Raw genomic sequence first — 13,799 nt, forward strand, 5'->3', positions numbered from 1 at the left:
TTCCTGTTATTGTTTTTTCCTTGCCCATACATGAATGTATCGGCCCATGGAGAGATAGGGTTCTTGGCGACACAGCTGCTGCTCTATTTTTAGAACGTCTTCAGCGGTGTAGTCTCCCATGTATTGCATATTGCCAATGTAATCACTGAATGAACGAATACCAGATTTGCCACATATTTCAAATCCCGCATCCTCTATCCACTGATACACTTCCTCTGGCTTTAGCCCTTTTTGTGGCTGAAGCTTAAATCTCTTTCTATGTGGCATGCCTTCAAGTACATGAGGAATATTGCCACATATGACGTTCTTAAATACCAATCCATGATGATTGTAAAACATGACAGAAGCGATACCACCAGGTTTCACTTGCTGCAAAACCGCTTCTAGCGCGGGTTTAGGTTCAGCTAACCATTCCATAACAGCATGAAACAACACCAGATCTACGGGTTGGCTCATATGTTCTGCAATACGCTGTACTGGACTATGTATCCAGCGATATTGCGAGAGTAGCCCGTTTTTTTCAACATCTGCCTTGGCCAACTTGAGCATTTCAGAAGAGAGGTCACATAATGTGATCTTGTGTCCTCTCTCAGCAATTCGTTGAGAAACTTGCCCTAATCCACCACCTGCATCTAAAACTTCTAGGTTTTTTCTTGTATCATCCAGCGCAGCGAGAGCTTGGGTTAAGTCTTCCCAAACAATAGTTTGGCGAATTTCACCCTTCTCTGAGCCGTAAATATTTTTTGCAAATTTGTGGGCGATATCGTCGAAATTTCGGTCTTGCATCACGGTATATTGAGTTAAGATAACCAGTTATACAGCTATTCTGTCATATAAGTGACAGGAATAAAGGGGCAACTCCCTTTTTTAGCGTTAAGTGGTGTTTTTTCGGACTATTATTCTATGTTTGAGCTGAAAAAGGTTGTGTCTTCATTACTAATGCCTCTACCTGCCATGTTAATTCTTGGCTTCTTGGGCTTAGTTCTCATCATGTTTACGGCACGTCGTAAACTAGGAAGCCTGATTATTCTCGTGTCTCTGTGTGGGACTTTTCTTATTTCATTCCAACCCTTATCTAGCCGCCTGTTGATGCCGCTTGAGCGCCAATACAGTGCGTTCTTGCCGATTAATGAAACCATCGACTATGTGATGGTCCTTGGCGGTGGACATGTGGTCGACGACCAAATTCCACCCACTTCAGAACTGAGTCGAGCTTCATTAATGCGCTTAAGTGAAGGTATCCGGATTCTTAGAATGTATCCAGGCGCTAAATTGATTCTATCTGGTTATGATGGTGGTACCGGTGTCAGTCATGCTAGAACCATGGCGAAAGTTGCACTTGCTTTAGGTATTGCGAAACCGGATATCATTTTGTTGGAAACAGCAAAAGATACATGGGAAGAAGCACGACAAGCCGCTGGATTCGTTCAGAGTAAGAAACTTGTTTTGGTGACATCTGCTAGTCATATGAAGCGTGCTATGCACGAATTTGAAGCAGCTGGATTGACCCCGTACCCAGCACCGACTAACTTCTTAGCGCAGAAAGACATTGAGCAAGCTTGGCAGAAATATACGCCATCATCTCGTTACTTGGAGCAGACTGAGCGATACTGGCACGAGACCATGGGATTAATATGGCAAGACCTTCGTGATTGGGTGGCTAACGAAGGTAACCAAGAGTTTTTGCCTTCCGTTTCTGAGTTAGAGTCTTCTGAGGATGTAGATAAGATCACCGAGCAAGACATTGAAGCGCAACTTGCTCCTGAAGAACCGCAAGAAGCAGCAAACGCTCAATAACAGTCAGGCACAACAAAAAACGCCACACTTATAAAGTGAGGCGTTTTTTTGATTATTCAAAAAGTCTAGCTGCAACAGACTTTATGTCGTAATTACAGCAGAATAGAATGCTAATCACCGGCGAACATATACCCTTCACCGTGGACAGTAATGAAAATCTGTGGGTTCTTCGGATCCAGTTCCATCTTCGCACGCATGCGACGAATCAAAACATCAATAGTGCGGTCGTTTGGCGCGTCAACTCGATGACTGATCATATTAAGTATACGCTCGCGGCTAAGTACCTGATTAGGATATGCCGATAGCGCTACTAAGAGTTCGTACTCTGCCTTAGTGAGTTTTACTGGCTCTCCATTGTTACTTAGCGAACGGCGTTGCTTGTCAAACACCCACTCACCAAAGTAAATCAAGTTTTCATTCTGCACCGATTCTTCAATAATAGGTTGTTTTCTGGCTAGAGAAATACGCCATAGCAAATTTTTGACGCGGACTAGGAGCTCCCTCAATTCGAATGGTTTCGTCACATAATCATCTGCGCCCATTTCCAAACCAACGATACGGTCGATACTATCTGTGCGACCCGTCACTAGAATGATGCCAATATCCGATTGACTTCTTAATTCACGCGTTAGCATCAGTCCATCTTCTTTCGGCAAGTTGATGTCTAACATCACCAAGTCGATGCTGGCTTCCTGTAGAATCTGACGCATTTGTTCGCCGCTCTCCGCTTCACTCACCAAGTAACCTTCACTTTCGAAGTAACCCGCTAGTTTGCTGCGCGTAACGACATCATCTTCCACTACTAGTACGTGATATTTCATGTCTTTCTATCTCAATCTTTCAATGACAGAGTCATTCTATTCATAATTAGTCACAATTCTAGCCTACATTGACGTGAATTGAAGAAAACTTGCTTTTTCTTGATTCAAAACAAATAGAAATCTTAACTTCAGATATGCAACAGAGATTTATCCAAAAACCTTGTTCCACATGACCATGTCTTCACAACCCTTCATTTTTCATCTTTTTTTTTCACATCAATGATTACTGTTGTTCATCTTTATTAGCTAAAATAGAGATAACACTTTTGGAGATAAGAAAATGCAAGAAATCAAAGCATTTAACGAACAACGTGCTGAATTATACTGGTGGCTTTCGAGCCTCTTTGCTAGAGAACTAACCACAGAAGAACTCGAGAAATATCAAAGCCCAGATATACGCGCTTTCCTTACTGGACTGGGTGAAAACCCAACACTATCAGCTCCTATCGCCTCTATGGTCGACGCACTAAACAGACTGCAAGTAAGAGAAGATGCCCAACTTGAGTTGTCTGCTGATTTTTGTGATCTGTTTTTGAAAACAGATAAGCATGGGGCACTACCTTATGCTTCTTTATATATTGGTGAGTCAGGTCTGTTAAACGACAAACCCGCTCAAGTAATGTCAGAGTTGCTTGCGGAGCACAATATTGCGGTAACTGAAAACTTAAACGAACCAGCGGATCATTTGGCTATTGAGCTCGATTTTCTCGGGAACCTCATTATTCGTTCCAACGAATTAGAGTCAGAAGCTCACATGAATGAGGCGATGGAACAGCAAGCAGAGTTTATTGAACAACACTTGCTAACTTGGGTGCCACAATTCGTGACTAAATGTCAGCAGCACGATGAGTTCGGTTTTTACGCTGCGGTATCCACAGTACTTCAAGCACTTATCAAGCTAGATCTTGATTACTTAAAAGGTGATCAAGCCTAAGATTTTGAGGCGCATATACTGTTTATCACTCACCGTTACAGACAAAAGTGCGCCTTATCTATAAATTTGTTGTATAAGTGATTGCTTGTATCAATGGGGAAGACTACAATCCGCCGTTTAAATGCAAAAGCCGCTTTGGTATTCAACAAGCACAATAATAATCTGTCGAACTGTTGAACCAAACCGCTGAAAAGCGGTTTTTTCATTCAGAATGCACTACTTATTAGGAACCCATAAATTGGCTTCCAGAATTCGAAGCGGTATTGGCTATTAATAGCACTCCGCGATAAAAGGATATAGCTATGGCAACAATCAAAGATGTCGCCCGTCTGGCTGGCGTTTCAACGACCACCGTTTCTCACGTAATTAATAAAACTCGTTTTGTAGCAGAAGCCACACAAGAAAAAGTGATGGCAGCGGTAGATGAACTTAACTATGCACCAAGTGCGGTTGCTCGTAGTTTGAAATGTAACTCGACCAAAACGATTGGAATGCTTGTCACTCAGTCTACAAACTTGTTCTTCTCGGAAGTCATCGACGGTGTTGAAAGCTACTGCTATCGCCAAGGCTATACTTTAATCCTATGTAACACAGGTGGTGTCTACGAGAAACAGCGCGACTATATTCGCATGCTCGCAGAAAAACGTGTTGATGGCATTTTGGTTATGTGCTCCGACTTAACTGAAGAGCTACTAGAAATGCTAGACCGTCATTCAGATATTCCGAAAGTGATTATGGACTGGGGCCCAGAAAGCTCTCAAGCCGACAAGATCATTGATAACTCGGAAGAAGGCGGCTATCTCGCAACTAAATATCTGATCGATAACGGTCATACTGACATTGCATGCTTGAGCGGACACCTAGAGAAAGCCGTTTGCCAAGAACGTATTATCGGCTATCAGCGTGCTCTAGCGGAAGCGGGTATCGAGATGAAAGATGACCGAATCTTAGAAGGTAACTTCGAATGTGATACGGCCGTGATTGCCGCTAACCGTATTGCAGCAATGGAAGTTCGTCCTACTGCCGTATTCTGCTTCAACGACACCATGGCATTCGGTTTAATGAGTCGCCTTCAACAATTAGGTGTAAAAGTTCCAGAAGATATTTCCGTTATCGGTTATGACAATATCGAATTGGCTGAGTATTTCTCTCCACCACTGACAACAGTGCACCAACCGAAGCGTCGTGTAGGTAAGAATGCGTTTGAGATTCTTCTAGAACGAATCAAAGATAAAGGTCACGAAAAACGCATTTTCGAAATGCACCCTGAGATTGTAGAACGTGATTCTGTCAAAAAACTCACATAATCCTGAAAAAAGTGCCTTTCTAGGCGCTTTTTTTTGATCCTCATCCAATAAACTGAACGCTTTATTGTTTGTTTCGACACACTCTCCCGCACAAATCCCAATCGATTATCTGAAGCAATATCACACTTTTACCATACAACCGTCATAGATGTGAGTCATTTTCATTTATTCTAAATATGTCACGCACAGGGCAAACCACTTGAAAGGGTGGGACGCAAAGCCACCGGCCTAAACCAAATTTATTTGATAGGTAGCGGGGTTACCGATGGCAAAGGTATTAGCATTCTTTTGGTTTACCGCTAACAGAAGGCTGACACCCGTTTGCTATACTCTCGGACCTGATTTTGGTGACACAATCAATAACACCGAGAAAAGAATAAGCATGGACAATCCTATACTAAAAAACTCGATGCAATTGTTCGCTCAGCTTGGAAGAGTTAAGTCTCGTTCTATGTTTGGTGGATTTGGTATCTTTATTGACGATACCATGTTTGCATTAGCAGTGAATAACAAATTACATATCAGAACTAACCGTCAGACGATCGCTAAATTTAAGCAACTTGGCTACAAGCCATACGTTTATAAGAAGCGTGGGTTCCCCGTTGTCACTAAGTATTTCGCACTCCCTGAGGACTGTTGGCAAGATCAGGATGTTATCTTGACTCATGCTCGCTCTGCCTTAGAGTTTGCAAAAACAGAAAAAGTGCAACAGTCGGAAACAAAACCCAATCGACTCAAAGATTTACCTAATTTAAGACTGGCTACTGAGCGTATGCTTAAGAAAGCTGGAATTGAATCGGTATACGATCTGCAAGAGCAAGGTTCTGTGGAGGCTTTTAAAGCAATCCAACGAACTCACTCAAATACTGTAGGTCTTGAGTTACTTTGGGCGCTAGAGGGTGCCATTAATGGCACGCACTGGTCCGTGATTCCGCAAAATAAAAGAGAAGAATTGGCCAGTCTTATAAACTAGCCCTTATCGCTCTATACAAAAAATCAGCCTAACGGCTGATTTTTTTAGTTTATGATGAAAGTAAATCTATCCACGCCCTGTCTACTAAACTAATACAGAGTCGTCACAAGGACAGCATCATGAGCAAAAAGCTAATACTCGGAATCGCACTTCTCGCCGTCATTATCATTCTAGGTGTTAATTTTGGACAATATTTAACACTGGAAAATGCTCAGGCTCAGCAAGCTGCACTCAGCGAATATATCAGTCAGAATTTTGTTACTGCCACATTAGTGTACTTTTTTGCCTATATTGCCATTACCGCATTCTCAATTCCGGGAGCTGCAGTTGTTACGTTACTAGGTGCTGCTTTATTTGGCTTTTGGACCAGTCTTCTTCTTGTCTCTTTTGCTAGTACCATTGGTGCAACCATTGCGTTTTTGAGTAGTCGCTTTTTATTGCGTGACTGGGTTCAAAGCAAGTTCGGTTCAAAGTTAGAAACTATCAATAAAGGTGTAGAAAAAGACGGTGCTTTCTATCTGTTCTCGCTAAGATTGATTCCGGTATTTCCGTTCTTCTTAATCAACCTATTAATGGGCTTAACGCCAATTAAAGTGTCAAAGTACTATTTAGTGAGCCAGCTAGGCATGTTGCCTGGTACTGCGGTTTACTTAAATGCCGGCACACAGCTCGCCAGTATTAACAGTTTGTCAGGTATCGTTTCCCCAGCAGTTGTGGCCTCATTTGCCTTATTGGGATTATTTCCACTGATTGCTAAGTGGATTATGGCGCGAATTTCTCGCTCACCACAGGTACAAGAATAATGAAGGTTTTTATTGGTAATAGTCCGGCGGAAGCACATATCGTTCAACAACAGTTGGAAAATGAAGGAATCCTTTGTGAAGTTAGAGGTGAAGGGGTTTACACGCTTCGAGGTGAAGTGCCATTTGATGAAAATACTTTGCCTTATGTCTGGCTAATCGATAACAAACAACACGTTAAAGCGAGAGCTATCATCGCTGAGTGGCAAGAACAGTTAAAAGCAGATTCGGAAAAAAGGGATTGGGTGTGTCCAAGGTGTCATGAAGTGAATGAAGCGCAGTTTGGCGCCTGTTGGAGTTGCCAAGCGTTAGCACCTACTGAGGTGTCACCGACTTAATAAAGGCAATTGAGTGACGATTGAACTCTTCGGGGTTCTCGACATTACAAACATGACCACAATCTTTAATCTCTAATAGTTGGCTGGACTTATGTTCAGCCACCATTTCTTTCACCGGCTTGATGAACATGTAGTCTTTCTCACCCATTAGGTACAGGGTCGGAATCGGTAGTTCTCTCTCCTTGAAGTAACGATTAAGTGGGTTGACTTCAGTAGTTAGTCGATACCAACGCTTAAATTCGTTTTGGCACAGTTTCTTAGCTTCCCTAACAAACAAGTGGCGAGACTCTTTCTGCCCTCTCTGAGGCATCACAATGTACGCAAATAAGCTGTAGAGCCACATATAAGGGATTATGTGCTTACTCATGTTGCCAATTTTTACCAGTATTTGTGAGCGTGTGTTAAAGCGTGTTACCGCTCCACCCAGAACCATCGAGCGTACTCTTGGCATTGCCAGTTCGGCAATATTGCGCACTATGATGGTACCAAGAGACATGCCGACAAAATGGGCCGATTGTATTTTAAGGTGATCCAGCACACGAACGATATCCATTGTTACCGTTTTGAATGTGTACTTGTTGGCCATGATATCTTTTAAGAACTGATTCGATTTACCATGCCCACGCAAATCAATGAACAGTAAGTTGAAATGCTCACGATAAGCTCGTATCTGCTTAAACCATATAGATGAGCTGCCCCCTGCCCCATGCACAAATACCACCCATTCATCACTTGTAGGATGGGTATACGTTTTATGAAATAGTAGGCTTTCGGACATAGTTCTCGGATTGGTTAGTAGTACGAAAATAAAGTTATCACAACTCTACACGTCTCAGGAGAAAATTGCGCGGAAATTTAGAAAAAATGATTTCCAATTGTGTCAAAAAATGCCAACAAGTGCATATAAAAGAGCGGCATTACGCCGCTCTTCCAATGATATTAGCAATGTGAGGCTTCAAGTGCCAAATTATACATTTTGATGTATTCCTTGGCAGATTCTATCCAACTAAAGTCTTTGCGCATTGCTCGAAGTTGCATCTCACGCATCTCTTCTGGGTGTTGCAAATAGAACAGAAGCGCTCGCTGTAAGACAATCAACAGCGCGTCATGGCAAGGCTCATCAAACCCAAAGCCCGTTGCCTGCTGTGGACTATCATCAAAGTCGATTACCGTATCTTTCAGCCCACCAACTTTACGTACAATAGGTAAGGTACCGTAAGCCATACTGTAGATTTGGTTCAGGCCACATGCTTCAAATTCAGAAGGCATTAGGAAAAAGTCTGAGCCTGCCTCCACTAAATGGGCAAATCGGTTGCTATACGCCTCTACAAACGCCAACTTATCCGAAAACTGCTCAGCAATATCGTTAAGATGGGAAGCGATTTGTGGCTCACCAGTTCCGATAATGACAACCTGAACATCGTTTTTCAGAAACTTATCCAATATTGGCAGTATGTAATGGAAACCTTTTTGGTGAGTCAATCGACATACCATGCCAACCATTGGAACATTGCGTTCTGGCAGCGATAGCTCCTTTTGCAGCGCCTGCTTAGCAGCGAGCTTACCATTTAGCATACTCTCTAACTCGTCGTCGTAATTGACCGGTAGAAAGCCATCAAGCTTAGGGTTCCACTCTGAGTAGTCACAGCCATTAACAATACCATGAAGATCTTTGGAACGATGAACAAAATCGTCTACCAAACCATGTGAACCTAGAGGTGTCACTAGTTCAGCGGCATAGTTAGGGCTTACTGCGTTGATTTTATCTGCAAAGGCGATGCCCGCTCGAAGTGTGCTTACCCAACCGTCACCATACTGTAGAAATTCCATTCCAGAGAGATGAAGTTCCGGAATAATTTCCAACTGACTGTAGGAAAAGATGCCTTTAAAAATAGCGTTGTGAACCGTTAGTACTGACTTCATTCCTGCAAAACGCTCGTCATCAGCGTAGCGTGTTTTAAGCAGGAATGGGATCAAACCAGTATGCCAGTCGTTGGCATGAACAATAGAAGGCCGAATACCGAGTTTCGGTAACACATCCAGACTCGCTGCCGCGAAGAAACCAAATCGTTCGCCATTGTCAGCATAAGCTCGATTGTGCTCAGCATACAATTCAGGCCTATCGAAGTATCGATCACATTCGATCACGAACACATCAACGCCGTCGAGTTGCGTTTTCTTAACTTGGTACGGTGTATGTGGCCAGTGCTCTAACTCCGTAGCTAGAACAAACTCATACTGACCCTTGTTAGGCAGTGACTGGTAACCGGGTAAAGTAATGGCTACGTTTTTACCCAGTTCTTGCAGAGCTTTAGGCAGAGCCTTGGCAACATCTGCCAAGCCTCCACTTTTTACAAGTCCTTGCGCTTCTGAAACTGGAAACCATACATCTATGTTTCGCATTTTAGAATCCAACTTTCGTCCCTTTCTTGATGACTACAACGCCACCTGGGGAGACATGGAAACGTTTCGCATCCAATTCAAGATCTTCACCAATCACAGTCCCAGGGGCAATTTCTACGTTCTTATCGATGATCGCGCGCTTGATTGTACAACCAGCACCAATCTTAACGTCACCTAGGATAACAGATTCACTCACCACAGAACCAGCTGCAATGTTACTTCTAAAGCCTAATACAGAGCGATAGATTGATGAGCCACGGACATAACTACCACCAGCAATCAAGCTGTCAGTAATTTTGATTTTTTGATGCTCAGCGTCAACGAAAGTTGCTGGCGGTAACGGAGGATAATAAGTGTGAAGCGGCCATTTACGGTTGTATAGCGAAAACTGAGCATCTTCCTGAAGAAGATCCATGTGAGCCGCCCAGTACGAGTCGATCGTACCTACATCACGCCAGTAAGTAGTGTCTTTCTCACCGCTGATTTTGTTGGTAGAGAAATCATAAACATAGACATCTCCTTCAGGGAACATCTTAGGAATGATATCTTTACCAAAATCATGGCTAGACTCAGTATTCTCGGCATCTATACGTAGCTCATTGCAGAGACTTTCTGCTTCAAAGATATAGTTGCCCATAGACACTAACGCCATATCAGGGTGACCAGGGATTGATTTCGGGTTTTGTGGCTTTTCTTCAAAGCCAATCATTTTGCCTTCTTCATCAACTTCAATCACACCAAATTCAGACGCTTCCGCTAATGGCATTCGCAGTGCTGAAACGGTTAGTTTCGCTTCCTTGCGTTTGTGAAAGTCTAGCATCTGACGAATGTCCATTTTATAGATATGGTCAGAACCAAAGATACATACATGCTCAGGATTGGCTAACTCGATAAAACGAACGTTTTGATAAATCGCATCCGCAGTACCTTCATACCAACGTTTACCATCACGCATTTGTGCAGGAATGGGGTCAATGAATCGATCGGTGATTCCCGTCAGATTCCAACCCTTGCGCATGTGTTGATAGAGTGATTGAGACTTAAATTGAGTGAGGACATAAATTCGCATTAAGTCAGCATTGATAAAGTTGTTCAGAGCGAAGTCAATCAGACGATAGCTTCCTCCAAATGGTACCGCAGGTTTGCTACGTGATTCGGTTAAAGGACGTAGGCGAGAGCCTTCTCCACCAGCAAGAATCATTCCCAATACACCAGCCATTGATATCTCCGTTTTATTACAGCTTTTTCCATTTATTGTCGGGTAGTTAAATTACATTTGGGGGTACCCGACTTCTTTATTAACGGATGACAATGTCGATTATTTCATCGACCATTCAAACGTTGAATTTTGTATATAAAATAGGTTTTAGGCCAAGTTGTTTAATTATTGGCCTTGAGCCAACCATTTTTTTAATATGGTTTTTATCTAAATTATCGTTTTGAAATAAGAATACAATGCATCATGACGCATTATTTGGCATTGAACACAGTTGCATCAAAACTTATGTCTTTAGTCACAGAATGGCATACCGACATCACCTTATCAACACATATTGTTAACATGCAATTCACCTCAACTGCACTTTGGTGAAAACTGCCTGAAAAACAATAAGCTAAACTGCTATGACCAGTTCAATGGATATATAAAGATAATGAATGTACTAAATATATACAGTCATTTACAAAATGAAGGATTTAATAGCGAGGATAAAAAAACAGCACTCAAATGAGTGCTGTTAATTAGAAAGTTCAGAGATTATTTTTTAGGCTTTTTACGCTTATCGGTAATTTCCCATTTACCATCAACATATAGCCCAGTCCAACCCGATGGTTTACCATCGATTTCAGAACGAACATAATTCTCTTTCGTCTTACGACTGAAACGAACTACCGTTGGTCTACCATCTGGATCTTCTGTTGGTGCATCCGCAAGATAGTGGAACTTCGGCGATAAACGTTCTTTGTATTTCGCAAGTTCACTGACAAGCGGTGCGCGAGTCTCACGAGATTTAGGGAAGTTGCTAGCAGCCATAAATAGGCCTGATGCACCATCACGCAGTACAAAGTAAGCATCCGAGTTTTCACAAGGAAGCTCTGGGAAATGAACTGGGTCTTCCTTAGGAGGTGCTATTTCACCGTTTTTAAGGATCTTACGGGTGTTTTTACAGGTCTCACTGGTGCAGTCCATGTACTTACCAAAACGGCCGTTCTTAAGTACCATTTCAGAGCCACACTTGTCACATTCGACCGTCGGGCCATCATAACCTTTAACTTTAAACTCACCCTGTTCAACCACATGGCCTTCACAATTTGGGTTATTACCGCAAACATGAAGCTTACGCTTATCATCAATCAGATAAGCATCCATTGCCGTCTCACAAATTGGGCAACGTTTCTTAGCACGCAGAGCTGCCGTTTCGACGTCTTCTTCAAGAACGTTAATAATGCCTTCTTCATCACCCAAGTTAATCGTCGTTTTACAACGCTCTTTAGGTGGTAAAGCATAGCCAGAACAGCCCAAGAATACGCCAGTTGAAGCGGTACGAATACCCATAGGGCGTGAACATGTAGGACATTCAATTTCTGTCATAACGATATGATTTGGCTTCATACCGCCATGCTCTTCGTCTTGCTCAGCTTTGCCTAAATCAGTAGTGAACTCTTCGAAGAATTCGTTCAATACATTTTTCCAGCTTGCATCACCTTCGGCGATTTGATCGAGCTTCTGCTCCATGCGAGCAGTAAAGTCGTAGTTCATCAAATCGGTAAAGCTGTCATCAAGACGATCGGTCACTATCTCACCCATCTTCTCAGCATAGAAACGACGCTGGTCAACTTTTACATAACCACGATCTTGAATCGTTGAGATGATTGATGCATAAGTAGAAGGACGACCAATTCCACGTTTCTCTAGCTCTTTAACTAAAGCCGCTTCGGTGTAACGTGCAGGTGGCTTGGTAAAGTGTTGCTTAGGATCTAACGCAACAAGGTCAAGCTTATCGCCCAGCTGTACTGCAGGAAGGATAGCATCTTCGTTTTTGCCCATTGGACGCTGAACACGAGTCCAACCATCAAACTTAAGAATGCGACCCTTCGCCTTCAACGTATACTCATCAGCTTTCACGCTGATCGTTGTGGAATCGTACTTCGCTGGTGTCATTTGACAAGCCACGAACTGGTTCCAGATAAGTGCATATAGCTTATGAGCGTCGGCTTCCATACCTGAAAGATCATCAACTTTCACGTTAACGTCTGAAGGACGAATCGCTTCGTGCGCTTCCTGAGCACCTTCTTTGCTTCCGTAGAAGTTTGGTTTTTCAGGAAGATAGGCACCACCAAACTCACTATCAATATAGCCACGGACTGCATCAACGGCTTCTGCACTCAAGTTGGTAGAGTCGGTACGCATATAGGTGATATAACCCGCTTCATACAGCCTTTGAGCCAACATCATGGTCTTTTTAACACCATAACCTAGGCGCGTACTTGCAGCCTGCTGCAGCGTAGAAGTGATGTAAGGTGCTGATGGCTTACTTTGAGTTGGACGGTCTTCACGTTTACAAACTTCGTACGTCGCCTTATCCAATACAGAAACAGCGGCTTGCGCTTCTGTTTCATTAGATGGTTTGAACGCCTTGCCCGCTTTTTGAGCAACTAGTAGACGGAAATCTGTCTTATCCGAAGTTTTAGTATCCGCATGAATATCCCAAAATTCTTCTGGGATAAACGCATTAATTTCACGCTCACGCTCTACGAGAAGCTTAACGGCAACTGACTGGACCCGACCAGCAGATAGGCCTCGTGCGACCTTCTTCCAAAGAAGCGGAGACACCATAAAACCAACAACACGGTCTAAGAAACGTCGTGCTTGCTGTGCATTCACGCCATCCATATTCAGTTCACCAGGATCTTGGAATGCCTGTTGGATCGCGTTTTTGGTAATTTCGTTAAATACTACTCGTTTATATCGCTCTTCATCGCCACCGATGATCTCACGAAGGTGCCATGCGATAGCCTCTCCTTCGCGGTCCAAATCGGTTGCGAGATAAACATGGTCAGCGTCTTTCGCAAGTTTTTGTAGCTCGGCAACTACTTTTTCTTTGCCAGGCAATACTTGATAGTTTGCGGCCCAATCATCATATGGGTTAATACCCATTTTTTTAATTAGCGCTTTGCGGTCTTTTTCTTTTTTAATACGTGCTTTTTCTTCAGCACTTAAGCCTTTTGTAGAGACAGCTGCTGCTTTTTTACCAGTACTTTGCCCTGCAGTTGGTAAGTCACGCACGTGACCTACACTCGACTTCACGATAAAGTCTTTACCGAGGTATTTGTTAATGGTTTTAGCCTTAGCGGGTGACTCCACTATAACCAGTGACTTTCCCATAATGACACTAACGTCCTATATCACATTGCGACATTTAATCGC

General features: G+C 42.9%; 12 protein-coding genes and 1 riboswitch. Of the genes, 6 read left to right on the forward strand and 6 right to left on the reverse strand.

Features of this window, described 5'->3' with window-relative positions:
* Positions 1-6 precede the first annotated feature (6 nt).
* On the reverse strand, positions 7-786 hold the full coding sequence (gene cmoM, locus VME0621_RS07625) for a tRNA uridine 5-oxyacetic acid(34) methyltransferase CmoM (protein WP_171388472.1): 780 nt from the start codon (positions 784-786) through the stop codon (positions 7-9).
* 117 nt (positions 787-903) lie between these two features.
* Between cmoM and elyC the strand changes: the two genes are divergently transcribed.
* Positions 904-1,797, forward strand: coding sequence for an envelope biogenesis factor ElyC (gene elyC / locus VME0621_RS07630; protein WP_062457074.1), 894 nt, complete (start codon positions 904-906; stop codon positions 1,795-1,797).
* Between the two features lie 110 nt (positions 1,798-1,907).
* Here the strand turns inward: elyC and torR are convergent, their stop codons facing one another.
* Positions 1,908-2,618: a two-component system response regulator TorR gene (torR, locus tag VME0621_RS07635; protein ID WP_006074953.1), complete on the reverse strand. Its 711-nt coding sequence runs from the start codon at positions 2,616-2,618 to the stop codon at positions 1,908-1,910.
* Positions 2,619-2,898: 280 nt separating this feature from the next.
* On the opposite strand from torR, the gene torD reads away from it, so the two are divergent.
* From torD to VME0621_RS07660, 5 genes are all read left to right on the forward strand, one after another.
* On the forward strand, positions 2,899-3,552 hold the full coding sequence (torD, locus tag VME0621_RS07640; RefSeq protein WP_006074952.1) for a molecular chaperone TorD: 654 nt from the start codon (positions 2,899-2,901) through the stop codon (positions 3,550-3,552).
* Positions 3,553-3,854: 302 nt separating this feature from the next.
* Complete coding sequence (purR, locus tag VME0621_RS07645; RefSeq protein ID WP_038229597.1) at positions 3,855-4,859, forward strand: HTH-type transcriptional repressor PurR; 1,005 nt, start codon at positions 3,855-3,857, stop codon at positions 4,857-4,859.
* A 179-nt stretch (positions 4,860-5,038) separates the two neighbouring features.
* Positions 5,039-5,126, forward strand: a riboswitch (cyclic di-GMP riboswitch).
* Between the two features lie 115 nt (positions 5,127-5,241).
* A complete protein-coding gene (locus VME0621_RS07650) occupies positions 5,242-5,832 on the forward strand; it encodes a TfoX/Sxy family DNA transformation protein (RefSeq protein ID WP_006074950.1) in 591 nt (196 codons plus the stop codon).
* Positions 5,833-5,951: 119 nt separating this feature from the next.
* The gene (locus VME0621_RS07655) at positions 5,952-6,635 is read left to right on the forward strand and encodes a TVP38/TMEM64 family protein (RefSeq protein WP_062457071.1); all 684 of its coding nucleotides are present in this window, start codon (positions 5,952-5,954) and stop codon (positions 6,633-6,635) included.
* Positions 6,635-6,970, forward strand: coding sequence for a putative signal transducing protein (locus VME0621_RS07660; protein ID WP_062457068.1), 336 nt, complete (start codon positions 6,635-6,637; stop codon positions 6,968-6,970). Before VME0621_RS07655 ends, VME0621_RS07660 begins: the two co-directional genes overlap by 1 nt.
* Here the strand turns inward: VME0621_RS07660 and VME0621_RS07665 are convergent.
* The 4 genes from VME0621_RS07665 to topA all read right to left on the reverse strand — a co-directional run bounded on the left by VME0621_RS07665 (position 6,948) and on the right by topA (position 13,757).
* On the reverse strand, positions 6,948-7,748 hold the full coding sequence (locus VME0621_RS07665) for an alpha/beta fold hydrolase (RefSeq protein WP_006074947.1): 801 nt from the start codon (positions 7,746-7,748) through the stop codon (positions 6,948-6,950). The genes VME0621_RS07660 and VME0621_RS07665 overlap by 23 nt on opposite strands.
* 161 nt (positions 7,749-7,909) lie before the next feature.
* Positions 7,910-9,373, reverse strand: a complete 1,464-nt coding sequence (gene glgA, locus VME0621_RS07670) for a glycogen synthase GlgA (RefSeq protein ID WP_062457065.1) — start codon at positions 9,371-9,373, stop codon at positions 7,910-7,912.
* A gap of 1 nt (position 9,374) precedes the next feature.
* Positions 9,375-10,592 carry a glucose-1-phosphate adenylyltransferase gene (gene glgC / locus VME0621_RS07675; protein ID WP_062457062.1) on the reverse strand — a complete coding sequence of 406 codons (1,218 nt, stop codon included), beginning with the start codon at positions 10,590-10,592 and terminating at the stop codon, positions 9,375-9,377.
* A 537-nt stretch (positions 10,593-11,129) separates the two neighbouring features.
* Positions 11,130-13,757 (reverse strand): type I DNA topoisomerase, encoded by a 2,628-nt coding sequence (topA, locus tag VME0621_RS07680; protein ID WP_038229594.1) that lies wholly within the window; start codon positions 13,755-13,757, stop codon positions 11,130-11,132.
* Positions 13,758-13,799: the final 42 nt, after the last annotated feature.

Source organism: Vibrio mediterranei, from assembly GCF_900088415.1.
Lineage (GTDB): Bacteria > Pseudomonadota > Gammaproteobacteria > Enterobacterales > Vibrionaceae > Vibrio > Vibrio mediterranei.